32 protein-coding genes are annotated in these 26,068 nt (G+C 47.8%); 10 read left to right on the forward strand and 22 right to left on the reverse strand.

Translation table 11 applies throughout. The features are described 5' to 3' along the window. Positions 1–12: 12 nt before the first annotated feature. The 4 genes from LDO05_RS10515 to LDO05_RS10530 all read right to left on the reverse strand — a co-directional run bounded on the left by LDO05_RS10515 (position 13) and on the right by LDO05_RS10530 (position 2,824). Positions 13–759 (reverse strand): ABC transporter permease, encoded by a 747-nt coding sequence (locus LDO05_RS10515; RefSeq protein WP_251375356.1) that lies wholly within the window; start codon positions 757–759, stop codon positions 13–15. Then, the gene (locus LDO05_RS10520) at positions 752–1,492 is read right to left on the reverse strand and encodes an ABC transporter ATP-binding protein (protein ID WP_251375357.1); all 741 of its coding nucleotides are present in this window, start codon (positions 1,490–1,492) and stop codon (positions 752–754) included. The genes LDO05_RS10515 and LDO05_RS10520 overlap by 8 nt, the downstream gene beginning before the upstream one ends. Before the next feature lie 76 nt (positions 1,493–1,568). After that, positions 1,569–2,504, reverse strand: coding sequence for a hypothetical protein (locus LDO05_RS10525; RefSeq protein WP_251375358.1), 936 nt, complete (start codon positions 2,502–2,504; stop codon positions 1,569–1,571). Between the two features lie 179 nt (positions 2,505–2,683). Beyond that, positions 2,684–2,824, reverse strand: coding sequence for a hypothetical protein (locus tag LDO05_RS10530; protein WP_251375359.1), 141 nt, complete (start codon positions 2,822–2,824; stop codon positions 2,684–2,686). Between the two features lie 173 nt (positions 2,825–2,997). On the opposite strand from LDO05_RS10530, the gene LDO05_RS10535 reads away from it, so the two are divergent. Together LDO05_RS10535 and LDO05_RS10540 are read left to right on the forward strand one after the other, a co-directional pair. Continuing rightward, positions 2,998–3,399 (forward strand): SRPBCC family protein, encoded by a 402-nt coding sequence (locus LDO05_RS10535; protein WP_251375360.1) that lies wholly within the window; start codon positions 2,998–3,000, stop codon positions 3,397–3,399. Position 3,400: 1 nt separating this feature from the next. Next, entirely contained in the window at positions 3,401–3,727 is a 327-nt protein-coding gene (locus LDO05_RS10540) for an ArsR/SmtB family transcription factor (protein ID WP_251375361.1), read from the forward strand. A gap of 145 nt (positions 3,728–3,872) precedes the next feature. On the opposite strand, the gene LDO05_RS10545 is transcribed toward LDO05_RS10540, so the two are convergent. From LDO05_RS10545 to LDO05_RS10555, 3 genes are read right to left on the reverse strand one after another with little or no spacing between them, the layout of a single operon-like run. Further along, positions 3,873–4,256, reverse strand: a complete 384-nt coding sequence (locus LDO05_RS10545; RefSeq protein WP_251375362.1) for a nuclear transport factor 2 family protein — start codon at positions 4,254–4,256, stop codon at positions 3,873–3,875. 49 nt (positions 4,257–4,305) lie between these two features. Further along, positions 4,306–5,595: an ammonium transporter gene (locus tag LDO05_RS10550; RefSeq protein ID WP_251375363.1), complete on the reverse strand. Its 1,290-nt coding sequence runs from the start codon at positions 5,593–5,595 to the stop codon at positions 4,306–4,308. Then, positions 5,585–6,001, reverse strand: a complete 417-nt coding sequence (locus LDO05_RS10555; RefSeq protein ID WP_251375364.1) for a hypothetical protein — start codon at positions 5,999–6,001, stop codon at positions 5,585–5,587. Before LDO05_RS10555 ends, LDO05_RS10550 begins: the two co-directional genes overlap by 11 nt. Before the next feature lie 461 nt (positions 6,002–6,462). Here LDO05_RS10555 and LDO05_RS10560 point away from each other — a divergent pair, with 461 nt between their 5' ends. After that, positions 6,463–6,693 (forward strand): hypothetical protein, encoded by a 231-nt coding sequence (locus LDO05_RS10560; RefSeq protein WP_251375365.1) that lies wholly within the window; start codon positions 6,463–6,465, stop codon positions 6,691–6,693. 190 nt (positions 6,694–6,883) lie between these two features. On the opposite strand, the gene rbsK is transcribed toward LDO05_RS10560, so the two are convergent. Further along, positions 6,884–7,762, reverse strand: coding sequence for a ribokinase (gene rbsK, locus LDO05_RS10565; RefSeq protein WP_251375366.1), 879 nt, complete (start codon positions 7,760–7,762; stop codon positions 6,884–6,886). 76 nt (positions 7,763–7,838) lie between these two features. Next, the gene (locus LDO05_RS10570; protein WP_251375367.1) at positions 7,839–8,039 is read right to left on the reverse strand and encodes a DUF4177 domain-containing protein; all 201 of its coding nucleotides are present in this window, start codon (positions 8,037–8,039) and stop codon (positions 7,839–7,841) included. Between the two features lie 164 nt (positions 8,040–8,203). Between LDO05_RS10570 and LDO05_RS10575 the strand changes: the two genes are divergently transcribed. Next, positions 8,204–9,202, forward strand: coding sequence for a glycine-rich domain-containing protein (locus LDO05_RS10575; protein WP_251375368.1), 999 nt, complete (start codon positions 8,204–8,206; stop codon positions 9,200–9,202). 480 nt (positions 9,203–9,682) lie between these two features. Beyond that, positions 9,683–11,137, forward strand: coding sequence for a catalase KatA (katA, locus tag LDO05_RS10580; protein WP_251375369.1), 1,455 nt, complete (start codon positions 9,683–9,685; stop codon positions 11,135–11,137). An 89-nt stretch (positions 11,138–11,226) separates the two neighbouring features. Here the strand turns inward: katA and LDO05_RS10585 are convergent, their stop codons facing one another. The 6 genes from LDO05_RS10585 to LDO05_RS10610 form a co-directional block, all read right to left on the reverse strand. Next, on the reverse strand, positions 11,227–12,435 hold the full coding sequence (locus tag LDO05_RS10585) for an MFS transporter (RefSeq protein ID WP_251378699.1): 1,209 nt from the start codon (positions 12,433–12,435) through the stop codon (positions 11,227–11,229). A gap of 229 nt (positions 12,436–12,664) precedes the next feature. Then, positions 12,665–13,897, reverse strand: coding sequence for an aminopeptidase (locus LDO05_RS10590; protein WP_251375370.1), 1,233 nt, complete (start codon positions 13,895–13,897; stop codon positions 12,665–12,667). Between the two features lie 14 nt (positions 13,898–13,911). Continuing rightward, entirely contained in the window at positions 13,912–14,442 is a 531-nt protein-coding gene (locus LDO05_RS10595) for a methylated-DNA--[protein]-cysteine S-methyltransferase (RefSeq protein ID WP_251375371.1), read from the reverse strand. Continuing rightward, positions 14,443–15,051, reverse strand: a complete 609-nt coding sequence (locus LDO05_RS10600; RefSeq protein WP_251375372.1) for a bifunctional transcriptional activator/DNA repair enzyme AdaA — start codon at positions 15,049–15,051, stop codon at positions 14,443–14,445. It lies immediately after the preceding gene. Positions 15,052–15,259: 208 nt separating this feature from the next. Beyond that, entirely contained in the window at positions 15,260–16,186 is a 927-nt protein-coding gene (locus tag LDO05_RS10605) for a DUF4367 domain-containing protein (protein WP_251375373.1), read from the reverse strand. After that, the gene (locus tag LDO05_RS10610) at positions 16,158–16,733 is read right to left on the reverse strand and encodes an RNA polymerase sigma factor (RefSeq protein WP_251375374.1); all 576 of its coding nucleotides are present in this window, start codon (positions 16,731–16,733) and stop codon (positions 16,158–16,160) included. Before LDO05_RS10610 ends, LDO05_RS10605 begins: the two co-directional genes overlap by 29 nt. A 403-nt stretch (positions 16,734–17,136) precedes the next feature. Between LDO05_RS10610 and LDO05_RS10615 the strand changes: the two genes are divergently transcribed. Beyond that, a complete protein-coding gene (locus LDO05_RS10615; protein ID WP_251375375.1) occupies positions 17,137–17,268 on the forward strand; it encodes a DUF4023 family protein in 132 nt (43 codons plus the stop codon). 105 nt (positions 17,269–17,373) lie between these two features. On the opposite strand, the gene LDO05_RS10620 is transcribed toward LDO05_RS10615, so the two are convergent. Next, positions 17,374–17,943 (reverse strand): NADPH-dependent FMN reductase, encoded by a 570-nt coding sequence (locus tag LDO05_RS10620; RefSeq protein WP_251375376.1) that lies wholly within the window; start codon positions 17,941–17,943, stop codon positions 17,374–17,376. Positions 17,944–18,097: 154 nt separating this feature from the next. Here LDO05_RS10620 and clpP point away from each other — a divergent pair, with 154 nt between their 5' ends. The 3 genes from clpP (at position 18,098) to LDO05_RS10635 (ending at position 19,536) form a co-directional block, all read left to right on the forward strand. Next, complete coding sequence (clpP, locus tag LDO05_RS10625; protein WP_251375377.1) at positions 18,098–18,682, forward strand: ATP-dependent Clp endopeptidase proteolytic subunit ClpP; 585 nt, start codon at positions 18,098–18,100, stop codon at positions 18,680–18,682. Between the two features lie 17 nt (positions 18,683–18,699). Next, positions 18,700–18,906 (forward strand): hypothetical protein, encoded by a 207-nt coding sequence (locus tag LDO05_RS10630; RefSeq protein WP_251375378.1) that lies wholly within the window; start codon positions 18,700–18,702, stop codon positions 18,904–18,906. A gap of 192 nt (positions 18,907–19,098) precedes the next feature. Next, positions 19,099–19,536 carry a MarR family winged helix-turn-helix transcriptional regulator gene (locus tag LDO05_RS10635; protein ID WP_251375379.1) on the forward strand — a complete coding sequence of 146 codons (438 nt, stop codon included), beginning with the start codon at positions 19,099–19,101 and terminating at the stop codon, positions 19,534–19,536. A 38-nt stretch (positions 19,537–19,574) separates the two neighbouring features. Here LDO05_RS10635 and LDO05_RS10640 read toward each other — a convergent pair whose 3' ends face one another. From LDO05_RS10640 to LDO05_RS10665, 6 genes are all read right to left on the reverse strand, one after another. Next, complete coding sequence (locus tag LDO05_RS10640; protein WP_251375380.1) at positions 19,575–19,904, reverse strand: AzlD domain-containing protein; 330 nt, start codon at positions 19,902–19,904, stop codon at positions 19,575–19,577. After that, positions 19,895–20,587: an AzlC family ABC transporter permease gene (locus LDO05_RS10645; protein WP_251375381.1), complete on the reverse strand. Its 693-nt coding sequence runs from the start codon at positions 20,585–20,587 to the stop codon at positions 19,895–19,897. Before LDO05_RS10645 ends, LDO05_RS10640 begins: the two co-directional genes overlap by 10 nt. Before the next feature lie 154 nt (positions 20,588–20,741). Next, positions 20,742–21,293: a glutathione peroxidase gene (locus tag LDO05_RS10650; protein ID WP_251375382.1), complete on the reverse strand. Its 552-nt coding sequence runs from the start codon at positions 21,291–21,293 to the stop codon at positions 20,742–20,744. 150 nt (positions 21,294–21,443) lie between these two features. Further along, positions 21,444–22,334: a carbohydrate ABC transporter permease gene (locus LDO05_RS10655; protein WP_251375383.1), complete on the reverse strand. Its 891-nt coding sequence runs from the start codon at positions 22,332–22,334 to the stop codon at positions 21,444–21,446. Continuing rightward, entirely contained in the window at positions 22,334–23,263 is a 930-nt protein-coding gene (locus tag LDO05_RS10660) for a carbohydrate ABC transporter permease (protein WP_251375384.1), read from the reverse strand. The genes LDO05_RS10655 and LDO05_RS10660 overlap by 1 nt, the downstream gene beginning before the upstream one ends. A gap of 29 nt (positions 23,264–23,292) precedes the next feature. Next, positions 23,293–24,624: an ABC transporter substrate-binding protein gene (locus tag LDO05_RS10665; protein WP_251375385.1), complete on the reverse strand. Its 1,332-nt coding sequence runs from the start codon at positions 24,622–24,624 to the stop codon at positions 23,293–23,295. Between the two features lie 178 nt (positions 24,625–24,802). On the opposite strand from LDO05_RS10665, the gene LDO05_RS10670 reads away from it, so the two are divergent. Next, a complete protein-coding gene (locus tag LDO05_RS10670) occupies positions 24,803–25,993 on the forward strand; it encodes an MFS transporter (protein WP_251375386.1) in 1,191 nt (396 codons plus the stop codon). Positions 25,994–26,068 lie beyond the last annotated feature (75 nt).

Genomic DNA, 26,068 nt, shown 5'->3' on the forward strand with positions numbered 1-26,068 from the left:
CTTCCTTTATCATTAGACCTGGGTGCGATCAAATTTGTAGTAGCCCAGTGAATAGAACAACACACTGCTGGCGAGCAGGAACAAGGCGCCTGTGAACAGCGTACCTGGCCGCACATAGGAGCTAAGCCATAACATGTGCCAGTCTGTATAGTTCATGGGTGAGAACGCCGAGAAGGAGCTTAACAGAAAGGGTGCTATTTTGAAAGCCGCATACAATACAAGAGCTGAGATAACGAACCCGCTTACACTTTTGAAGAATTGGGCTATGAACACAAATACTGCAGATACCGCAAGCATCGCGGCAAAAGCGGCGGCGTAAGCGGTCAGGTTACTTAAGATTTCGCCGGAACCGTTCACAGTTCCTGCAACTAGATTGCATACGAACGTGGTTATGAACAAAATCACCAGAATGCCTCCAACTGCCGTAGCCAGCGAGGCTGCCTTAGCCATGAATATATGAAGCCTTGTAACAGGTCTCAGGAACGCCAGCTTCAAGGTTCTCGAAGCTACTTCCTGTGGGAACAGATCTGCTGTGAGCGTCAGTATGACAAGAGGAATCCACAGGCCAGTGTATAGGCTTAACATCTCAATAGGAAATGATGGGCCCACAGCAAGCAGGGCAAGCAGCGGCTCTAGTCCTTTGAGGGCGAAGGCGATTAATACTGGGAGTACTGCCGAGAAGATGGCAATCACGATGACCTTCCTGCGATAAAACAACAACGTAAGCTCGCTCATGTATGCGGCTGTCCACTTATGCATGCTGGATCGCCCCCTTCGGCTCTTGTTGAAGCTGCCCGATATAGAACGCCTCAAGAGACTGGTTTTCTGTTAGCAGGTCTGTAACATAGCCTTCCTTGATCAGCCGCCCCTGAACAACAACACCCACCCGGTTGCACAGCTGCTCAAGTTCATGAATCATGTGGCTTGAGATGAGGAACGTAGTCTTCTTCTCATAAGACATCATCTGTATAAGCTTGCGGAACATAACAACGCCTTCAATGTCAAGGCCATTCGTAGGCTCATCAAGGATCACGAACTTTGGTTCCGGCAGGACAGCCGCCGCGAGCGCTAGCTTCTGCTTCATTCCGGTTGAGAAGCTCTTGATCTTGTTATTGCAGACATTGGCAAGTCCAGTGAACTCCAGAAGCTCATCGATCCTGCGGGCTGTTACATGTGGGTGGAACCGGGCAACACTCCCGAGATACTGCTTCGCGCTCAGGTATTCATAGAAATCCGCTGATTCAATCATACATCCCACCTGCTCCAGAGTCTTGGCGTTGCCGACCCCGCCATCTTCTCCGAACATGGACACAGTCCCCTGGTCATAACGGATCAATCCGGTGACCGCCTTAAGGAACGTAGTCTTGCCGGCCCCGTTAGGACCCAGCAATCCGTATATGTCCCCGGCTTGAAGCTCAAGGTCTATCTGCTGAATGCCTCTGGCATTTCCATATCGCTTGCCCAGGTTAACAGTCTTCAATATCGTGTTCAAGTGTATCCCCCCAAATTAAGAAAATAAGGACAGACAGGTTGTTGAAGGCACCTGTCTGTCCCTCGGCCAATCATCATTATTTATTAGTGTCTTTTACAGCTAAATGTCCGTTCCCGTGGCCTGATTTCAAGGTTTCTATCTTCTTCCCTTTCAGATCAAGGGTGTCCGGTGTTGTACTGCCAATGCCCGTGAAGTCTGTCTGCAGATGAAGGGTCAGCTTGTGAACTGCACCGCTGCTGTCTTTGCCTGACACTATGAGATCAGCTTCCTGATGCTCAATGTAATTAGATGCATTGACATTCGCCTTCACAGAGACATGGTCAATCTTGATATCTTGAGTAAGCTGAGGAACCTCACTCTTCAATAGATCCTTATGGAACGGGCGGGTCTGGGACTTGCTGTCTCCAGACTGTAGCTCATCTCTATGCTTCGTAGCTTCTTTGATGGCCAGAGGGGCAATCGCATTGACAACGGCAGGAAGCTGCGCTTGATCAAGCTGCAGGGAGATCTGTCTGGAACCGTCCGCCGCCGAGTCCATGATCACGTAATCCTTCAGATTGCCGACCAGCGCATCAATCACGGTCTCTACCTGGCGTGAAGTTTCGGGGTCAGTGGCTCCCGAGTGATCCGTTCTCTTGAACCCGGCTTCATCGGTATGCTTCTTCACATAATAAGTATCGCTGTGATCCGGCTTCAGTACAGTCTGATTATTCTGGCTGTAAATACTAACCTTCTGATGCTCTCCTCCAGCCGAGAAGTCCGTATTCCCGCTTGATGTCCCGTTCTTCAAATTCAGTTTGAACTGTGCATTCGCCGTGCCCAGAACCTTGCCGTTATCCTGAATAGAGGCCGCAGCTTGCAAGGTAACACTCTGAACCGTCTTTGTGTTCTTCAGAGCAGACTTGTAAGCTTCATAACCGGATGTGCCTGCCATGGCGCTAAGACCTGTTGTCACCATTAACGCCGCACTAAGACCAACTGTACTTCCCAACACTAACCATTTCTTTTTCATATATATCCTCCTGTGTTCTGTGATTAACTACAATTGCTATGTTAAAAGGAAAAAATAAATTGCCAGTGAACCATTTATTAAAATTTTCTTAAATGGTTCGATGTCTACAAAAACGTCTGCGAACACAAAAAAAGCAAGTCTCCATAGCCCGGAGACCTGCCGCTTCGACCTCATCTTCCCTATTTCTCTTCCTGTCTTGATGCATTGCCCTTAACGACTTTGGTTACCATATCTTCCGCGAGCTCCTGCCCGAATTGATCCAGCCGGCTGGGGCTGGCTGCTGGCCCTGTGTTCTTCGGCTTGTTATTTCTTCCCGTCAAATCGATCACCTCCTCATCTTAACATGATCGACTTGAGCGGGTTTCATGCATTGACATGCAACCTATGGGTGTCATATAATCACAAATGGAAACCTTTTGGTTTCATATAATTGTGAATCTTTAATCACAGCAGCAGCGAGATTGACATTAAATTTATTGGAGGCTAAATTCACATGAGCAATTCCAGTTCCAATTCACTGCCGGATATCCGGCACACCTTTACTTTCCAGGCACCGATCCACAAAGTGTGGAATGCAGTCGCCACTTCTGAAGGCATGTCCGCCTGGTTCATGCCCAACGATTTCAAGGCAGAGCTTGGACATGAGTTCTATCTCGACGCAGGCCCATATGGCAAGAATCTCTGCAAAGTCACCGAGCTCGATCCACCTGCCAAGCTGTCGTTCAGTTGGGCCAAGAACTGGACCATTACCTTCGAATTGAAAGAACTGGACAACCAGACTGAGTTCACGCTGATCCACGCCGGCTGGGATGCTGCCGATCAAGTGCCTTACAACAACATGAATCATGGCTGGGCGGAGATTGGACAGCGGCTCGGCAAATATGTCCAGGCCTAGCATGGATGGAGGTCCCGCCAAGCATGATATCTTTCAGGCTATTGCGGACCCCACCCGCCGCAGTCTGCTCCAGATGCTTGCCGGGCAGGAGATGCCGGTTACCGCCATAAGCGGACACTACCCAATCAGCCGAACGGCTGTATCCAAGCATCTGAGAATTCTCGCGGATGCCGGGCTTGTCATAGAAAGGAAGGTCGGCCGGGAGACCCGGTACCGCCTTGATCCAGAACCGCTTACAGAATTGAAGCGGTGGTTAAGCTTTTACGAGCGATTCTGGGATAATAAAATGGCCATGCTGAGAAACTATGTGGAGTCTGAAGACAACTAATAACAGAGCATGGGTGTACCAACATACATCACAAAAAAAGACCGCAGCAGCGGTCTTTTTGGCGTCTAACACTGTTATGATGGGACTCGGCTATCTTTTCACGAACCCGCATTTCTCTATAATGATCATGTGCCAATCAACAAGCTCAGCTGTGATCCTCAATAAGTGTTAATTTACCTTCCTTGATCTGAAATACGGACTTGCCTTGCAAATGAATCTTGTCGCCCGCCTTCAGCCCATTCGGTAAATCAACCGCAAGTGTACCTTCATAATCAATCTGAACTTCTGCTTGATCGTCCTCAGCCGCATAACCAGTAATGGTCTGACACCGATTCGAGAACATAGCTGCCGACTTGCCCGCCAGTTCCCGAAATTCCTCGATGCCTTGGATCTCCGTGTCAACTTCTCCGTTAGAGATATTTCTGAACAGGATTTCCTTATCTAACAGCCCAACCATACCCTCGATATCGAACGTGTTGTAAGCCTCAATATATTTCTCAATAATGTCTCTCTTCACATCTCCAGCCATCGTCATTCTCCTCTCCAATTCCTAGCTCTTTGATCCTTCCCCAAAGCCACTATTCTTTGTGATCTTCTTGCTTACGAGATATCTCGTTGTACAAGCGTTCATCATCGATGAAATCATGCGACTGATGGGCAGCCATCACCCCATGGTAGCTAATATCCAGTCCAATCTCTTCCTCTTCCTCCGTCGAACGTACAGGAAGCCAGCGGTTAATTAACTTGAGACCGAACCAGGTAAGCGTGAAGCCCCAAGTACAAAGGACGACTAGGCCGAGAACCTGAACCCCGAACAGCTGCCAGCCCCCTCCATACAAAAGTCCGCCATCCTGTGCAAGCAGGCCAGTAGCCAGCGTGCCCCACACCCCCGATACAGCATGGACCGGGAAAGCGCCAACCGGATCATCGATCTTCCTGGCTTCCAGCCAGTTCGTTGCGGCCATCATCAGAAGCCCGGACACAGCTCCAATGAATATCGCAGCTTCATCACTGACAAAAGCACACCCGGCTGTAATACCGACCAGTCCAGCAAGGGATCCGTTAATAACCGAAGGAGCATCGGAGCGGTTATATCTGATGAGTGTATACACAAGAGTGCTCGCTCCACCAGCCGCAGCAGACAGCATCGTAACTATGGCGATATGGCCAATCCGGACATCGGAAGCCGTCAAGGTGCTGCCCGCATTGAACCCGAACCAACCGAACCACAGCAGGAATGCCCCGACTGAGGCCAACGGCAGATTACTAGGCAGTGAGATTGTACTAGAACCCTTAGACGTGAATTTACCAATACGTGGTCCGATGACAATAGCTGCAGCCAGTGCCGAGAATCCCCCCAGGGCATGGATGACTGCTGAACCGGCGAAATCCCGCATGCCCAGCGCGCCAAGCCAGCCGTTCCCCCATACCCAGTGGCCCGCGATTGGATAGATTAACGCCGTCATCAGTACAATGTAGAGCAAGTATACCCTGAAGTTAATCCGTTCGGCCACCGCACCGGATACAATCGAGATAACAGCGATCGCAAATGCCGCCTGAAACAGCCAATACGTATCGATAGAAATCGAGAACTTGAGATGCGACAAATCACCGTGCAGCAGAAATCCACTCGTGCCGACAGCTCCCCACACATCTTTGCCGTACATTAAAGCAAATCCAAGGACATAGTAACATAACGTTCCAATCGTAATATCAGCAAAGACCTTCATTATAATGTTAACATTATTCTTGTAACGGACAAATCCAGCCTCAACTAATGCGAACCCGCCCTCCATGAGCAGAATCATGGCCGCTGTAAGGACTACCCATACGGTATCCAGTCCAGCTTGTAAAGACTCAATGTTCATCTGAAGGCTCCTCTCCCCGCTGCATCGTAATCTGGCTAATAATGTGACCAGGAAGTATTATTTCATCAGCGTCAGGGTGATCGTGAATTTGTCTAAGCACTCTTTCCAATTGTCGAATTTCTTTCTTGATTACCTCAACCTTCCTGAAAGGTTCCTTTACATAGACCATGTACTCCACAGCTGTATGATGACTGGGTGGCCGTCCGGTGAAGAGCTTGCGAAATGGGGAGAGCGATTGGTACAAAGTCTCCTGTTTTCTCCTTTTCTGTTCGTATTGTGCAATTTTGGCTTTAATGTACTCAATATCTTCTTGTTTTCTTCTGACTAATGATTGTATGATATGAATGAAGTCGTGGGTAGGAATTCGAAAAGCAACACGCTGATATATTTCATCTACAATATCCATGTCAGATCTCCTCACATGTTAGGTTACTTATCTGATTGTATTTTCATTTTTCTGCTATGTCAACATTTATTACATAGGCACTTGATTGAAGCAACACAAATAGGCTGCTCGCTCAACTTTGAAGTTGAATGAGCAGCCTATTTGGTTAACAAGCTATGGACTAATTCATTCCGTATGGGACAACTCGGTCGCGATGACTCGGTTACGGCCGGACCGCTTGGCTGCATATAAGTTAACTTATGATGAGATGATCTGAATTTACTTTTCACAATAATAGGTAAAAGATATATTACTAAATAGAATAACATGGATAGAGATGTTCTACGACTATGTATTTATAGATTATGGAAGTGTACTTAATTTTAAAGTATCTATTAGTAGGCAAATAACTTATTGTTAGTGTATAATGAGATTTCCACATAATTTTTTGTGACTATTATTCACTTATGGGAGGTGAGAACATGGAACAAGAGATTCTTCGTTTTACTTTTGCATACCAAGTTATCTCAACAGGCAAAGAAGAACAAATCAGCGTTCTGGCGGACAGCAAAGAGAAAGCCCTTCAGCTGGCACTCGAGACCGCTTACGACTATGAATTCACTACAGAGGATGACATTAATATAGGAGATCTTCTGAGTATTAGCAAAGCTGTTGGCGACAATTACATCGAGTGTGCCGGTTGTGCATCTTAATAAATAAGCAGGCTACCTGAAAGATTGGGTATCCTGCTTTCTTTTTGAGACTTATCATGAACGATTCATATGGTTATACCGTTCTCGTTCTTACGTTGACTCAGGACGTTGTCCGGTAATTCTTGGATAAGATGGACCGTGAAGTTTCGTGGTAGCAGTAACAAGCTCTGGGTATATAGGTATAGAGACGCTAGAGACCTGCCTCTACCTCGTCCCGCGCAGGCATCCCGCCTTGCGCTCCAAACCCAGCTACGGACAGCGATGCTGCACGATTAGCGAACCTGACACTCTCAAATATAGACTTACCTTCAGCTATCGATACGGCAAAGGCTGCATTGAAGGTATCGCCAGCTCCCGTTGTATCTACGACTTCAACCTTATAAGCCGGGACTAGCACTTCCTCCCTGCCATTATAATACCGGGCACCCTGTGCCCCTTCTGTAATTATCAGCTTATTTGGATACTTGCGGAGTGCCTGCGCTGGACTCAGACCGCCAAACAGCAGAGCCGCCTCGTGCTCATTTGGTGTAAGGTAAGCCGCGTGCTCAATGACGGACGGGTCTACTTCCCGGGCGGGTGCCGGATTCAGCAAAAGCGGGATGCCCGCCTGCGTACAGATATGACTGACATAAGCGACGGTATCCTCCGGAATCTCTTGCTGGATCAAGACGATATCCATCTCCTGAATAACATTCAGCTTCTGCCTGATATACTCAGGAGTTACGAGATCATTGGCTCCCTTCACAACCACGATACTGTTATCGCCCTCAGCCAGGACAATATGAGCTGTCCCGCTCTCCAGATTTGGAGCCGCTTCCACGTGACTCGTATTAACCCCATTTAACTTGAGATTGTTCAGAATAACATCACCAAAGTTGTCTTCACCTACCCGGCCAATCATCACGACTTCAGCCCCCAGCCGGGCAGCCGCGACAGCCTGGTTCGCCCCTTTACCGCCGGGCACGATCCTGAAGCTCTCCCCAAGCACAGTCTCACCCGCTCCCGGCCGCCGGTCCGAGGTTACGACCAGATCTACCGCACAGCTGCCAATCACACAGATCTTTACCATGTCCTGCCACCTTCCTTGCCGCTTCCACTTTGATTAAAGCTAAATTTGCAGAAGACACTATATTTATGATGTTGGATCAGAACCCTTTCTTTCTTTTAAAAACAACAATAATATACCGTGATGCACCCTCAGTTTGACTTGTATCAAAGCAGGATACGAGCTCCCATCCCTCTTGGCCGTGAGTATTCAGTTCATCCTGAAACTCCTGCTCGTCAATCTTTCCACCCAGAAATCCACCGGTCTTGAATTTAATTGTCCGGTATTCCCAATTCTCCATCTCAGTTCAATCCTCTCAGCTCAGATTTAGTAGAATAGATTCGTATACGCTAATTATATCCAGTAAGGTATGAAAGAACCACCTGAGTTAAGTGGAGTTGATCTTTGCAACGCCGCAGAATTTTGTAATAATGTTATTAATTACCCACAAGAAGGGAGTACTTCATGAACACCATCTTAACGATTGTAACCATCTTTGTCATCGTATTTCTGTTAATTATAATTCGCAAAATTAGCAGCAGCAGGAAGGGCCATCGGCAGAATCCGTTAGCACGGCGATTCCGCAAGGCGCCCGCCGCCCCCCCACTAGCCGAGCCGGGTAGCCCGGCCTATAAACTCTCCATTAAGCTGGAGAGCTCCATCCCGGCGGAGTGGGCGCATGCCTTGAAGAGACGCGTCCTGTCCGAGCATTCGAATATGACGGAGCTTGAGTACGATTGGCGCTGGGTGGAATTGAAGCGGTTCTTTATTATGTGTTCCGTTCTGAAGCAGGTGCCTATGTTCAGCCGGGCTGTTGATGAGGTATGGCATGAGATGCTTATGTACACCCATGAATATCAGCAATTCTCCAAGCGGTTCCTTGGCCAGATGCTCCACCATGCACCTAATGGAGAACCCACGATTCCTATGCCAGATGAACGTGCCTGGTTCGATCTCGTCTATGTGGAGCTGTTCGGCTGGAATTACCACAGTGCCCTGATCTGGGGGGCTTTCTTCAGAACCCCTCTTCCCAAAGAGGAACTTGAACTATACAGGCAACCTGTGGGAGGGCTGGAACCGCAGGGACGCTTTAACGCTTGGGCATATGAGAACTCGCCCGAAGCAAGAACAGCGATCAACGGGATCCTGGATAATCTGAAGCGGCGTATCAAGAAAACAGGCCACCAGCATACGCCCGACCGTAATACCGATTTTCGAAACACAGAGCTCCTGTTATCCACTGCTGTCTTTTACTCAATTAATGATCCAGATAACTTTGTGAATCATATAGTACCTGAGCAGCCTAACCGAAAAGACAGCTCCGGCTGTTCTTCCTCTTCAGCCTGCGGCTCAGGCGGCGCAGATTCCTGTGATCGGGGCTGTTCATCGAACAGCTGCAGCAGCTCATCCTGCAGCAGTGGTTCATCTTGCGGCAGCAGTTGTGGCGGCGGGGGCGGCGATTAAGCTCTTGCCGCTAATAGGAGCGGGACAGATATTGGCTTAGTGCCAAATCCCGCTCCTTCATTATTTCTCTTTTCCTGATCGAATAGGAACTATCCTTGAACTGATCACCAGTCGGCTTACTAGCTGCAAGCTTAGTTCAATGCTCTCTCGTATGAATGAATACTCCATCTCATATAATACTTATTCAGCCTCTCGTTCGTATTCATGCAGTCCATCCGCTTTGCGTTCCTGCTCTTGTCCTCCATGTAAATTTCCCGGCAAGCTCAAGTAGTTCCCCCCCTCGGTCCTCTCTATTGGTATTTATCCAAATCTTCAACATACACATGAAGATGATGAGCCGCAAGAGAAGATGACCTCACTCTTCATTAAAACCTCATCTAAATCTCATGATGAAGCCAACCAGCCCATGCTATAATAAACTCAATATTTAGATTAAGTCTAAAAATAAATATAACCATTTTGAAAGGATGATCCTTATATATGGATACTCAAAAGCCACTTACGACCAGTACCGGAGCACCGGTTGGTGACAATCAGAACTCAATGACCGCCGGACATCGCGGCCCGACTTTAATTCAGGATTATCATTTACTTGAGAAATTAGCGCATTTCAACAGAGAACGGGTACCCGAGCGTGTAGTTCATGCCAAGGGAGCTGGAGCTCATGGCTATTTTGAGGTCACTCAAGATATTTCAAAGTATACCAAGGCGGCTTTTCTGTCCGATGTAGGGAAACGCACTCCCATCTTCATCCGCTTCTCTACGGTAGCTGGGGAACTTGGCTCGGCGGATACAGTCCGCGACCCGAGAGGTTTTGCGGTGAAATTCTATACCGAAGAAGGGAATTATGATCTGGTTGGTAACAATACACCCGTCTTCTTCATTCGTGATGCGATTAAATTCCCGGACTTCATTCATACGCAGAAACGTCATCCCCAGACACATCTGAAGAATCCTAACGCCGTTTGGGATTTCTGGTCCTTGTCCCCTGAGTCCTTGCATCAGGTTACCATTCTCATGTCTGACCGCGGTATTCCCGCTTCCCTCCGTCACATGCACGGATTTGGCAGCCATACCTTCAAATGGGTGAATGCGGAAGGTGAGGCCGTATGGGTTAAATACCATTTCAAGACAGAGCAGGGCGTGAAGAATATGGACGTTGCCGTAGCGGCCAGACTTGCCGGAGAGCATCCGGATTATCATACAGAAGACCTGTTCAATGCGATAGACAAAGGGGATTACCCTGCATGGAAGCTTTATGTTCAGATTATGCCGGTCCAAGACGCCGATACTTACCGGTTCGATCCCTTCGATGTCACGAAAGTATGGTCTCAGAAAGACTATCCGCTTATTGAAGTAGGCCGGATGGTGCTGGACCGGAACCCGGAGAACTATTTTGCCGAGGTGGAGCAGGTTACCCTATCTCCTGGCAATTTCGTACCAGGCATTGAAGCTTCTCCTGACAAAATGCTGCAGGGACGCATCTTCGCCTACGCCGATGCCCATCGCTACCGTGTAGGCGCGAACCACAACACGCTTCCGATTAACAGGCCGATTGCCGAGGTTAACAATAATCAGCGTGATGGGGCCATGCGGGCTGATGGCAATGGTGGTTCATCGGTCTATTACGAGCCTAACAGCTATGGCGGGGCAGTCGAATCTCCTAACCACAAGCCTGCACCATTTGCCGTAACCGGTCTGGCTGACAGCGTACCTTATGATCATAATGACCATTACACCCAGGCAGGTGATCTCTACCGTCTGCTGAATGAAGAGGAACGTCTGCGTCTGGTTGCCAATATTGTGGCGGCGATGACACCGGTAGATAGGGATGAGATCAAAATCCGCCAAATCGGACATTTCTATAAGGCAGATCCCGAATACGGAACCCGAGTCGCTAAAGGCCTCGGACTGCCTGTCCCACAAGGCGTTTAAATAAATGAACTCATTGCAGCACCAAAGAAGCCTTCCTTCAAGGGAGGCTTCTTTGGCTTGATCTCTTGGAGGTCTTCTTACGGCTTAACTCATCTCACACCAGCCTCCAAGCTAACTTCCGGTCTATTGTGCCATAGAGGTATGAGAATAATAGTGCCTAGAAGCAGAAGAATTCCACTTGTCATATAGACAGTAAGCAATGAAGTTGTCTCCTTAAAATATCCGGACACGAACATGCCCATAACCATCATTCCCGAAAATACGGGAGTGATCGCCCCGCCTACCCGCCCTATGTAAGCAGCCTCCGTATTCTTGATGATGAGCGTCTGAATGCCAATTTGAATACAAGGATAGAATAACCCATTAATCACCATAAGCATCATTGAAAAAGCAATAATTGTTGAGGCTCCAATTAAGGCCGTAGTAAGTGCACTTATAACCAACCCCGCTGCAAGCAGCGTCTGCGGTCTGACTTTATTGGTGAGGGTCATGACCACACCGCCTCCTACGAGCATCGCAGCTCCATTGGCCATCAAAGGCCACTGCAGGAACTCTTTATGCAGCCCCAATTTCTCCGTAACGACAAAGAGTGCGAGAGGCTGCGTCAAGCCCGCGGCAAGACCAACAACAGCGAAAGTCCAGCTTAAAACCCGCAATGACCGATTGGACCACATATACCTAAGACCGGCCTTCATCTCCTCTTTAAAGTTGCTTACCGTCCCTGAACTGCTCTGTTCAAGATCCTTGGGAAGCAAGATCAGTACCAGTGAAGACCCGCCAAACAAAATACCCGTGATCACAAGCGATGTGACGATTCCATACTGCTGAAAGATAAATGCCCCCGCCATGGGACCTAGTACCATGAACACCGCAACTAACGACTGGGACAAGGCCATGACGCTCTGCAGCATCTCGCCAGGCACATGATTCTTGTACAGCTTCATGGCCGAAGGCTGTGAGAATTGAGAGATGCAAGCAGATACGAAGGTGCCCGCCAACAGAACGTACCAGGAACTTTGGGATAGAGCTGCCAGCACAAGGCCGACAGAAATGGCGGACAACAAGTCACACCACACCATGGTAAGCTTCGGACGCCACCTGTCTGCGAACGTCCCGCCAATAAAAGAGAATACAAGTATGGGGGCGTACTCAACTACAGAAATGAGGGATACATATCTGGAGTCATTATGTGTCAGGTCAGTTACGTAGAGCAGAATAGCGAAATTTCGTATCCAGATCCCCAGCTGTTGAAGGATACGGGATAACATGACAACTCGGACATAACGATTACGGAGCAACTGAATCATTCCTTTGCATTTTTTATCGGAAATATAAACCTCAATCTAATTAGTTTATTATATTATAGATAATTATCTATATTGTCTATAAAAATTTACCGACCTATGTATTTAGGTAACAAAAAAGCTGATCTACCGTCATTCATCATGACAATAGATCAGCCTTTCATTCTAAGCTAGGTTATCGACTTATTACACATTCCGTTCTTTCATTCACCTTATTAACGCATCACACCCAGTTACCTCTGCGGAACACAGGCTCCATGCTGCCATCCTGCAGCTCGCCGTCAATCTCAAGCTCCGCTGATCCGATCATGAAGTCCACATGAATTAAGCTAACATTGGCGCCACTGGCCAAAAGCTCCTCCTTGCTCAGCTTGGTGCCCCCTTCCAGATTCACCGGATAAGAACTGCCGAGCGCGAGATGACAGGAGGCATTCTCGTCAATGCCCGTGTTATAGAAGATCCTCCCCATTCGCGAGATAGGAGAATCCTCAGGAACCAGAGCCAGTTCACCCAAATAAGAGGCGCCTTCGTCGGTCTCCAGCAGGGAAGCCAGATCCTCTCTTCCTGTGTCCGCATCGAACTGGGTGACCTTCCCCTCCTTAAATGTCAGCTTAATTCCATTAATCAACCGGCCGTTCAAATTCAGCGGCATTGTACTGCTTACCGTTCCATTTACCCCTGTACGCAGCGGCATAGTATAGATCTCCTCAGTCGGCATGTTCGCTACAAAATAAACCCCGGATGCGTTCTCATCCCCACCGCCTAGCCACAAGTGCTTCTCAGACAGCTCAACTCGCAGATCGGTCCCGGGGGCTCTGTAATGAAGGCTCTTATAACGCTTCTTGTTCATGCGCTCCTGACTCTGTTTCAGATGGTTGATATGTTCCTGCCAAGCTTCAACGGGATTCTTGTCCAGGCTTACTCTATTCATCTGGAATACCGCGTCCCACATGGCTTCTATCCGCTGCTCTTCCGGCAGGTCGGCAAAGACTTTGTCTGCCCACGCCCGTGTAGGCGCTTTGATCAGGCACCAGCTAACCTGATTACTGCGCACATAAGCAGAGTATTTCTCACGGGCAACAGCCGCGGCTCTGACCGATCGCGATACTTTTGAAGAATCGATTCCCTTGAATAACTCAGGATCAGGCACCTTAATATGCAGCACAGCTCCTCCACCCTCTGCGAGCTGCTCCATCATATCCGCCTGCCACTTAGGGTAATAATCGAAGGATTCGTCCCTGGCTTTCTCGTATCGGATTCGGGTAACCTGCTCATCCTCCCACTCCACATGCACATATTTGGCTCCAGCTTCATAGGCTTTGGCTGCAACAAGCCTTGTGAATTCCGCTGTCTCAAGCGGGGCTTGTACAATCAGCACCTGACCCTGCTGTATGTTAACCCCGACTTTGACGACCAGCTCAGCATACTCAGCCAGCAACAATCCGAACTCTTTCATGATATATATCCTCCTTAGACATCAGTGACACTTAATTGTTCAAGTTGCAGAAGCCTTGTCTTCATCTCAAGTCCTCCACGGTAACCTGTAAGTGAGCCGTTTTTGCCAATAACACGATGACATGGGACAGTAATTAACACCGGATTTGCTCCAATCGCTGTCCCAACGGCACGAACAGAAGAGGGTCTTTGAATATGAAGCGCAAGGTCTGAATAGGAGCGCGTCTCTCCATACGGAATCTCGCCTAGCGCGTTCCAGACGGCAACCTGAAAAGGAGTTCCCCTGAAATCACAGGCTTCGGCAAATTGCTTCCGTTCTCCCTGCAAGTATTCTCTTAGTTCTCTCACGTAACTCTCCATTCTGGCATCATCCTGGATCAGCAAGCTGCCGGGCAACCTTCGGCTAACCCAATCAGCCATCTCGTCAAACGGTCTGTGATCTGAACCTACGTAACATAGACCCTTGATGGTTGCCGCCATAAATAAGTCCCAATTATTATGGACGAACCGGGTCCAGTAAATTTGCTCCTGTGCTGATCCGTTCATCTACGTGTCACCTCCCATGCTTACGTTTAATTTTTCTCTATGCCTATAGCTGGCCGGGGTGAAGCCGGTAATCCTTTTGAATAAAGTAACAAAATAAGCCGGGCTAGGGATTCCCACCAACCCTCCAATTTCTTTGGCGGTGTAGTCTGTCCCGTTCAGCAGTTCAACCGCTTTCCTAACCCGAGTCCTCTGAATATATTCAACCGGCGTTGAGCCGGTTATCCGCTTGAACGTGCGTTGAAGATGATAAGGACTGCCGTGACACATGTCCGCCAGGGTATGAAGGGAGAGCCGCTCATTGTAATGGAGTTCAATGTACTTGGTAATTTGATCTACCCAGTCCTCATCGGGCAATGTCTCCCCGGTAGGCTTGCATCTTTTGCATGGCCGGTATTCCGCACGCATTGCCTGCTCAGCAGACTTGAAGATCCGGACATTCTTGCGGTTAGGCTCTCTGGACTTGCAGGACGGCCGGCAAAAAATCCTCGTTGTCTTCACCGCATACAGGAATTGATGATCGTAAGCGCCATTATTTGTAATAATAGCCTCCCAGAATTCGTCGTTCAATGCACCCGCCCCCTCTTGCCTTATGGCTGGATCGTACTCCATTTAAGTATACTCCTTTATCAGGATGTTGGAATCCAATTAAGAGTGGAAGAGCAAGATAACGAAACACTACAACACTTTGACCACTTGCGTTTACTAGCCGTTAGCGCATTAAGAATAGAGCAGTTGCATGCGGCAACTACTCTATGGTGCGTTCAACTGTCGTTTCCCGTTAGTTGAATATTAAAGCCATAAAGATAAGATCTTTAACTTAATCAGAAAGGATACTTTTTGCAATTTTCAAGAGTTCACTTTTGCTCGCGGTTGTACTACTCAAGACAAAATGAGCTGTTCTCTCATTCTCTTGTTTAGCCCACAGCAGTGTTCTCTTCTGTGTATCCTCGTCAACATAGTAATAGGTGTCCACATCATTGATGACCGTTTTAGCATCCACTGACGGAGAACTATCGAACAAGATCTTATCTTCCCTTCGCAAGAAGTAACTTGTATAGTTTACTTCATCCTCACGATTCGTATAAGTGATTACTATGGAGCTTGGTTGATTTCCAATTATTTTCTGCGTATAGTAACCAAGCTCCTGTCCATTTGAAGCTTTATCAAAAATCATATTCCCTTTTTTTCCGGCTCCGATCGCAGGGTCCATATAAATTGATGCTTCTTTAAATTGGTAATCTTCTGAGAGAATAGGCTGAAATTGACTCGATTCGAATGGAGCTGCAATCGCCTTTATAAATTGACTAAAATCAGTGTATTTATTCGGGGCCCCAGAGGTATGCATGACCTGATCTGTTTTTTTGTTCAGAATATCATCTTTACTACCAAACCAGACTGTAGCAGTTTCCTCAGGAGAAAGCTTATTCCCGATTTCATCGAGTGCTTGTTGATAAGCAGGTAAGATTCTACTATCTGTTGGTCTTACCTCTATAACAGCGTTTCCGTTGTTGTCCTTTAACTCAATCCATTTTGTTGTTGCATAGGTGAATCCGCAGAGTATTCCCACGATCGCGAGAACGAATGCAGTTCGTTTAAATACATTAGGTTTTAGATTCGTTTTATATTCCCGTTCATCAATAAGATTCATTATTCGTGTAGAAAAATCCTGTATAGGCAAATCGGGTTTATTAAATAAAATTTTCAACTCTTCCATATTATCTTCGAAATGCTGTTTTTGGGACATTTGGACTCTCCTCCACTTGAATCATTTTCATCTTCAATTTTTTGCGAATACGCTCAAACCTTTTACGTACTGTTGACGGTTTGCAGTTCATAATCCTGCTAATTTCATCAAAGCTTTGGTCTTCCCATACTCTAAGCACAAGCAAGTTTCTGTCCTCGGCAGATAGTAAACCTAATACGTCATGGATAGATAATGATGCATAATCAACTTCCTGCTTTGCTTGAGCCAATTGTGTACGATAAAGTGCTATCAACTTATGGCGTAAACTTAGCTTCTTTAGTAAATTAATGCAGTGATTATATGCAATTGTATACAACCATCCGGAAAAGGACGTTCCCTGGGAATATTGGTGTATATTTTGGTAACACTTTAAAAAGATTTCCTGGACCGCATCCTCAGCCTCTTCTTTATTCCTAAGCATGTGGTAACTATATACGTGAATTTTACGTTGATATTCACAAACAAGCGCTCGAAACGCTTCCTTGTTTCCGTCTTTTACTTGTGCCACAATATTATCTATTTCTAACTCTTCACTTTTCTGATCCATATTTTCTCCTTCCTTACCAGGGCCCTGTATATACGAGTAATAACAATCAAAATAGATGCTTTGTGACATCTTTATAATTATTTATTGAAAAAAATCAATAAACCATAACAAAAAGTCAGTTCCTACGGCCGTATCAAAGTTATTCATTTAGCTATTGCAATGCTAGCTTTCCCTACGCTAAACTGCCCGTTAGCCTAATGAATTAGAGTAGTGACGAGTAGTTATATTCTTATCTAATCGGTAAAACAAAAAGCCGCTAATTTAGCGACTTTCAATGGAATCAATTTCTTGTCCCTCGACAACACGGGTAATTTAACTTTTTCAGAATCTGTACCGCCCCAATCATCAAAATCCCCACTTTGGTTATAGTAACAAGGAAATCTAATTAAAGGAGGAGATCAGCATGACGCAGGACCTGCATGAATTTGTGGAGAAAGTGCATGATACCCAGAAGAAGGCCGAAAAGAATAAGCACCGGGCCAAAGGAAATCCTGGTTCTCAGCTTCCGAATAAGCAGCACAGCACGAATAAATAACCGATTCGCGTGATCTCATCACAAAGAGAAAGGATGTTCCAGGCGCACGCCATGAAGGGAGACGCTTGAACATCCTTTCTTTTACGCTGAAATGACTGTAAATAATTACGATTCCTGCTGCTCTTCCAGTTCACTCTTTAGTGCATTCAGAATCCCCAGTAGAGTTAATCTTAACTCTGAGTCGGCCACTTCACCATCCGGACCTATCTTGTTCCTATTCATCTGAGGAATACCGACAACCCCTCCGCTGAACATTCTTGCGTCAATCATCCTGAGCGTTGCCTCCAGTGATTCCAGCGCTTTGGCTCCGCCTTGCATAGAAGGAGATGCGCTGATTGCTGCAACAGGCTTATTCATCAGCTCACCTGAGGACACAATCCAGTCCAATGCATTCTTTAAAGTACCTGGGACCCCTGCCGCGTACTCTGGCGTGCATATAATCACTCCGTCTGAACTGCGCAGCTGTTCCCGGAAATGCTCCACCGCCTCAATGGCTTGGGGCGTGTCCCGATCCGGGTTGAAATGAGGCAGCTCGCCCAGTCCCTCATACAATGAAAATCTCATCGTCATCGCCTCATCGGCCAGCAGGGTTAGTCCTTTGAGAATGGCCGTGTTGATCGAGCCCAGCTTCAAGCTGCCCGAAATCATCAAAATTTGATACATGTGATGACTCACCGAATCCCCTCCTCCATCGTACTTTCAGCATATTCTAACACAGTGTGCCCACATCCCAGTCAGGATTCATCTTACCTTCACGTATCCTTCATCCGTTCTTCTTCGTTAAGTTAGTGTAATCAGAAAACGAATGTGACGGAGGGATTCAAGAGAAATGAGTCATTATGTACCCTATGTAGTTGAACAGACGAGCCGGGGTGAGCGGTCTTACGATATCTATTCACGGCTGCTTAAGGACCGCATTGTATTTGTGGGTTCTGCGATTGATGATCAGCTTGCCAATAGTATTACAGCCCAGCTGCTGTTCTTGTCAGCGGAAGATCCGGACAAAGATATCTTCATGTATATCAACAGTCCCGGTGGATCTACAACGGCTGGATTTGGCATCTACGATACGATGCAATATATCAAGCCGGATATTCATACGATCTGTACCGGATTTGCGGCATCCTTCGGGTCATTGCTGCTTCTGGCGGGAACTAAAGGCAAGAGATTCGCCCTGCCGAACAGTGAAATTATGATTCATCAGCCTCACGGGGGTGCACAGGGGCAGGCGAGTGATATCGCGATTAGTGCCAAGCGGATACTTCAAATTCGCCAGAAGATCGTTCAGATCACCGCGGATAGCACCGGACAAACACCGGATAAGGTTGAGAGAGATATGGATCGTGACTATTTCATGTCCGCTCAGGAAGCTGTGGAATACGGCATTGTTGACAAGGTTATCACTTCAATCTAAGGAGGCGTTCGGATCTCATGTTCAAGAGCCTGGAAGGTAAGGAAGTCACCATTCATTTCATTGATAACACAAGCGTCACTGGCGGTACTATTCAGGAGGTGGATGACCACGGTGTTAAATACCGCGATGAGTTCCAAATTCTATACATCCCTATCTCTTCCATCAAGTCGGTTGCCTTAAATACGAAGGATAGGCAGCGTCCCCGCGTCGGATTCTCCCTGTAGCATCAAGAGAACCTCCAACAAACCCGTCAGCCTGAGGTCTAACTTCAGCTGACGGGTTGTTCAACTTCCAGTCCTGATACTAACCTTTGTTCCTTGAGTCCTAAAAATCTTAGTGATATTATGAAAGGAAATGATTAGGGATTAGGATGTCCCAGGGATTCATAAGGGACAAGCCACCACTCGTGAAGGAGAATGGAATTGAACCGGACAGAGCTTCTCAAGGATTTATCCAAGCTGTACTTAAGCCATTATCAGATGTGGCAGAAAGAGTGGAACAAGCGAAATACGAACGGACTATCCAGGAATCATGAACTCATTCTGAAGCTGCTTCATGAAGAAGGCCCTCAGAATCCATCCAGACTTGCCGCTGCCTTGAAGGTCACTACCGGAGGGGTGACCGGACTTGCCGACACCTTGGTAAAAGCAGGTCTTATCCATAGAACCCGCGGAGAACAAGACCGCAGATCTGTCTATCTCGAGATTACCGATGCGGGACGAGCAATCATCGCTGAGGCACGTCAGCTGGGAAGCACCCAATTCACCAGCTTCTTTGATAAGCTGTCGGATGAAGAACTGCAGCAGCTGACTAAGTTGTATAGGAAGCTGGTCGGTGAACCTCCAAATTCATAAAAGCCCCCGAAAAATTCAGGGGCCTCAGTATCATGATTTCAAGCAGACACAAGCAGCCGCAGCATCATGGCCAATAGGCATCCAATTACGACAGTCCAGAGCAAATTCCGGGTCTTGACCGCTACCAGAAACGTTAGAACACCGGCAGCAAGATCCATATGCTCACGGAGCTTGAAGCCCCCCTCCATGTGGAACAACTCTTGCCCCACCAATGCGGCCATCACCGCGATCGGAATGTGACTCAGCCACCGCATAAGCGGCTCGGGCAGCGCTATCCGGCTTAGAAAGACAAGCGGTACAACTCTAGGGAGAAGAGTGACCACCGAGCATCCTGCGATTAGCAGGAATATATCCCACCTCACTTCCATTTCTCAATCACCGTCCCTACCGCAGCAGCCACAATTGTCGCTGCAATTACTCCTACACTCTTCGAAATGAAGAAGCCGCAGACCACGCCAACCAGAATGGCGGTAAGTCCAACGGCTGCATCCAGAACGTACCTTTTACGCTGCATGATCTGCAGGACCAACAATCCGATAAACATAGCTGGGAGCGCAAAATCGAGTCCGAATTTCTCTGGATCGGTGATCCATACTCCAAGATAGGCCCCCGCCAAATTGGCTGCAATCCAGTTCAAATATGCCGTCAGATTCAGTCCCTGCATCCAGCTGTAATTCAGTCGATTTGATCTTGCTGCTTCGCTTGCGGCTACTCCAAACGTCTCATCCGTTAGCAGTGCACCAACCAGAGCATTCTTCACGGAGGACAGCTGCCGAAAGTAGGGTGACAAAGCCGCACTAAGCAGCAGATGACGGAGATTGACGAAGAATATGGTAGTGATGATCCCTGTAACCGTCCCTCCCGTGCTCACCATTCCTGCAAAAATAAACTGGGCTGACCCCGCATATACTAGAATACTAAGCAGACCGATCTCCATTATGCTTAGTCCGGCCGTCTTCTCGATAATGCCTGCGGCGAACCCTATACTCAGATACCCAAGTAAAGTGGGTACTCCATCTTTAACTCCTCTGACAAATTCCTCTCTCTGCACAATCTCTGTCCTTTCATGTTGTTATAATCCATCCAAGTGAATGTCCATTATAACATCCAGGTTGAAGCGGACATAAGTTCCAGCGATTCGATTACATAAGAACCAAGCTCTTGCAGGGCAAGAGCTTGGCAGGTGGTATTGCTTGAGATTATTCTCAGTCTTGCAAGGCAGCTTCAATATCCTGTTCCATATCGAGCGGATCTGTTGTCGCTTCAAATCTCTTAACAACCTCACCCTGCCTGTTAATCAGGAATTTAGTGAAGTTCCATTTGATTGAGTCTCCTAGCATATACTCCGGGTGCTTCTCCTGGATAATGTCCATCAGAATTTTGGCTACCGAATGGGTTTGATTGAATCCCTCAAAAGGCTTGCTGGAAGCGAGGTAGCTGAACAATGGGTGTGCTTGGCTGCCTCGAACGTCAACTTTCTGGAACATGGGAAAAGAAACGCCGTAATTCAGTGTACAGAAAGTACTAATCTGCTCATTTGTTCCCGGCTCCTGGTCAGCGAACTGGTTCGACGGGAATCCCAGGATGACAAAATCCTTATCCTTATAACGGTCATACAAGCGCTGAAGGTCCTCATACTGGAATGTGAAGCCGCACTCACTTGCCGTGTTCACAATCAATACGGTTTTGCCTTTGTACTGTTCTAGAGAAACCTCCTTGCCGTTCATGGCTTTGGCAGAAAAGTTATATATGCTCATTATTTGTTATCCCCTTACGAAAAGTTAATTGACCACAGCTATATACTAACTAATTGTAAGCTATATATCCAGTAAAAAATTGAAAATCAGCACAAATAACACCGAGCGGGCCCGCGCGGCCCCCGGTGTTATTTGCCGCCTACACTATGATCAGCCTTTTGTTCCAGCCGTGATATTCATACCTTCAATAAAGTACCTTTGAAAGAAGAAGAACAGCAGGACTACAGGCAGCAGCACGATGACGGACCCTGCCATCAGATAGTGCCACTGGGTAGACTCCGTGCCCTTGAACGACTGAAGACCAATCTGCAGATTAAATAGCGATTCTGAGTTGATATAGATCAGGGGGCCGGTGAAGTCATTCCAGGCGCCCTGGAAGGTCATGATCGCTACTGTGGCAATTACCGGGAGAGACAGCGGAAGCATGAGCTGCCACCAGATCCGGAAGTGGCTTGCGCCATCCACCTTCCCGGCTTCAATTAATTCATTGGGAATGGTCATGAAGAATTGACGAATCAGGAAGATCTGAAAGGCGCTTCCGAAGAACCCCGGCACCGTAAGTGGGTAGTACGTGTTAATCCATGACAACTTCGAGAAGAGAATATACTGCGGAATCAGAGTGACGAAGCTTGGGATCATCATCGTACCGAGCATGACCGCGAAGAGCAGCCTTTTACCAGGGAACCTGATCTTGGCAAATCCATACGCTACGAACGTGTTCGACAGAACATGCGATAACACACCGATCCCTGCCAGCAGCAGGGTATTAAGCGTATATCTGGCGAAGTTCCCCTTCTCCCAAGCGTGCTTGTAATTCTCGAAATGTATCACTTTGGGCAGCAAGGTTGGCGGATAGGACATAATCTCCTGCATGGATTTCAGGGAGGTGGAGAGCATCCAGAAGAGTGGAGTCAGCAGAAGCAGACTCAGTCCAATCAGGACCAAGTAAAGTAAGGCCGCCGCCCATTTACTCCTGATCGTTCTATATGGGGCACCTGTTCTTGGCATCGGGGGACGACGCTCTCCAGTCAAGAGACTCATTATCGCTCTCCCCCTTCGTAATGCACCCAGTATCTGGATAATGTCAGGTTGATCAGCGTAAGCACAAGCACAATCAGGAACAGGAACCAAGCCATCGCCATCGCATAACCCATATCAAATACTTTAAATGCCTTCAGGAACATGTGCAGGTTATAAAATAGCAATGAATTCATGGGCGCTCCCGGTTCATTGTTATACCCCATCACATATCCCTCCTGGAAGATTTGGAATCCTCCAATCATTCCGGTCACAATCTCGAAGAAGATCACCGGGGTAATCATGGGAAGGGTGACGTGCCGGAACTTGCGGAACCTCCCAGCCCCATCCAGCTCTGCCGCTTCGTACAGCTGCCGGGGAACGGCCTGCAGGCTTGCCAGATACAGCAGCATCATTCCCCCGGCTCCCCACAGCTTCATCAGAATGACCGCATTCTTGGTCCAATCCGGATCGGTTAACCAGGCGGGGCCATCGATGCCAATCCAGCCAAGCATCAGATTAACCAGCCCCGCACTGGGGGAGAGAAGCATCATCCAGAGGACATACACGCCCACTCCCGACAGAATGGAGGGCAGATAGAAGACTGTGCGGAAGAAGCGGATGCCGGATGCCTTCCGGTTCAATACAACTGCAAGAAGCAGCCCCCCTGCCGTTTGAAGCGGAACAGAGATCGCCACGAAGTAGAGCGTATTCTTCAATGACTTCCAGAACAGTGGATCATGATTGAACATAGTGTCATAGTTCTGGACACCGATCCAGTCCATCCGTGAGGTTATATCATAATTTGTAAAGCTCGCGTACAGCGAGAATAACAATGGACCCGCCGTAAAGAGCAGAAATCCAACAATCCAGGGGCTGGCGAAAATATAACCCTGCCAGGCCTCCCGGCGCTTAAGAGAGCTGCCGGGAGAACTTGCCGCAGTTCGGGCCATGACTTCTACCTTCTTTCTAATGCTCTTGCTTATTTATTATTCGAGATCAGCTTCTCTACATCGGCCTGCGCCTGAACAAGCCCCTCCTGAACCGATTTCTCACCAAGCATAATTGCGTCCCGCTGAGGATTAATCAAATTAATATAATCGGGTGCGTTGAGCGGTGTGGGTGTGATCTTGGTGACAGCCAGATTATCCACCGACGCTTTGTAGACCGGATTCTTCTGGAGATCTGCCTGATTGGAAGCTTCCTTATTAGCTACATTATCGAAATTTTTCTGAGCCCAATAGGTCTGTGCCTGAACATCCGTCATATACTTCAGAAATTCCCACGCCTCATCCGGATGTTTAGCCCCGTAAGGAATCTCAATAACGAAGCCCCCGCCTACACTGTAATGGCCAGCGCCTTCCTTCGTCTCTGGAAGCGGGGCGACACCAAAGTTCATGTTCTGTCCATAATCCCGGATCTGGGTGTAGAAGTTTGTTACATCTGTCCAGATCGACACTTTGCCTGCGATGAACGGGTTAGCCTGTTTGCTGCCGAAGTCTGCTTTGAATGCATCAATATTGCTTTGACCAAGGCGCTTGGCGTTGTTCAAAATGTACTCCATGGCTTCTGCCTTGGCAGGCGCATTCACAACTGGCTTCCCGTTCTCATCGAAGAAATTGCGCCCCTGATCAAAATTAAGCTGAAGCAGGTTCCAATCCGAGTTGAACTGCGGGGAGTATCCAATACGGGTATATTTGTCTCCATCCTTCTTGTCCAGCTTGGCTGCAGCCTTCTCCAGCTCTTCCCATGTGGCAGGGAATTTCTCCGGATCAAGTCCGGCCGCCTTGAAGTCATCCTTGTTATAGAACATCATTCGGGTATCCGTGTTGAAAGGCAGCGCGTATGGATCGCCCTCATACAGAACGGTATTCCATAACTCGGGGAAAAAACGGTCTTTCACTTGATCTTTCTCGGCATACTTGGCGAGATTGACCGCCTGCTTTTTGCTGGCCCGCTGCTGCACGGTGTTGATGTCATTCATCATGATGTCTGGCGGATTGCCGGCACTGACCGCGGCAAGTTCTTTGGTGAAAATATCGGAGTAAGGATAATAGCTGTGCTTCACCACAATTTTATCCTGTGACTTATTGAAATCATCTACGAGCTTCTCAATAATAGGTCTGCGTGTCTCTGAGCCCCACCAGGTCCAGTAGTTCAGTACCACCTTCCCGTCTGCAGATTTGTCATTTGTCTCCTTCGTTGCTGATGTGCCTGCAGGCCCTCCTGACGTTCCCCCGGAACATGCGGTAAGCATGAAGAAGGAAGACAGGATGACTAGTAATGCTGTGAATTTTTTTCCTTTTTTCATCATATATCCCCCTTTTTTGTAAGCAGCCGTACCCCTTACTTAACCAAGCAAGCTCGAATTGCATCAGATTATGTATTTTTCATGAAAAGCCGTCCGTTTTTATTCATTTCAAAACTGAAAATTCCGATATAAACCTATGCAATCCTTCTTTTTAAGTGCAATACGTCTAGGAGATGAAAGTTTGAGACCCGAAACACGGATTTATATGGATGCCGTCCTGCAAAATATGAAAAATATTTTGTTCTTCATGTTCCTTCCCATTTTGATCGCAAGGCTTGGAGCCTCACCGCTGGAGATTACATTAGCGGCATCGCTTCCGCCGCTGATGTCGGCGATCTCGGTCGTCTTCGTTACCCGGCTGCTCCCCTGCAACTTCAAAGTCTATTATTCTGCCGGAATCCTGCGCCAGATCGCATTTCTATGTATTGCCTTCGCCGTGCTGCTTCCGCATTCCATCACCTGGATTCTTGTATTCTGGTCGATTAACTGCATTGTGGTTATGATTCTGAACGTGCAGCAGCACTCTCTGATCAAGCACAACGTCGCCGAATCGAACATGTCAACATTATTTGGCAATATTCGAATCATAGCCATTCTGGTGACCATCGTCTGCTCCTACAGTGCAAGTACGCTTCTCGACCGGTATGATGCAATATTTCCATATAACTATTTCATCTGCATGCTGATTGGAGCGATATGCACATTTACCGGGATGAACCTGATGGCCCGTCTCGCGCCGAGAGAATCGAAGACAGTCAGGCTCCAGTGGAAGCCGCCGCTGCGCAAGCTCAGTCCGTTCCTGATCATGGTCGGCTTTATGTCGCTTGGAAGCGCACTTCCAGGCTCTCTATGGGTAATCTACCACGTCAATGTTCTGCATTTCAGCAACATGCAGATTGCGATGTTCTCGATCTGCTCCGGCCTGGTATCCGCAATCACGATCCCGCTGGGCCGCCGCTGGATCAAGCGGCTCGGTTACCGCAACACGCTGCTTACCGGTTACGCTCTGCTCATGTGTACCGTAAGCCTGTATGGACTCTCCCATACCTATGCTGTACTGCTTGGCCTGCAGATCATTCGGGATCTGATCGGCAGCTTCACCGGAATTGCTCAGGAGACGCTCTCGATCGAAGAATCCAGGAAGCACGAAGACGAGGCCGGTTTCTTTTCGGATGTAGCCCTCCTTACCAATGTGGGCGGCGCCCTTGGGCCTTTCGCCGGAATGCTCATGCTGCAAATGTTCAATATTCAGACCTGCTTTGTTCTGCTTGGTGTGATCGCATTAGTTCCAGCGGTATGGTTCGTTTTACGTATGCATGAGACAAGTCAGCCCAAATCAGCTCAGATTGAGATCATGCCCGCGGTCAAATAAAAACAACGATCCATTGGCGCCAATCTGAAAAATGCGTGCTATAATGAAGACCTTCATACATTAAATCGATAGGAG

Source organism: Paenibacillus sp. YPG26, assembly GCF_023704175.1.
GTDB lineage: Bacteria > Bacillota > Bacilli > Paenibacillales > Paenibacillaceae > Fontibacillus.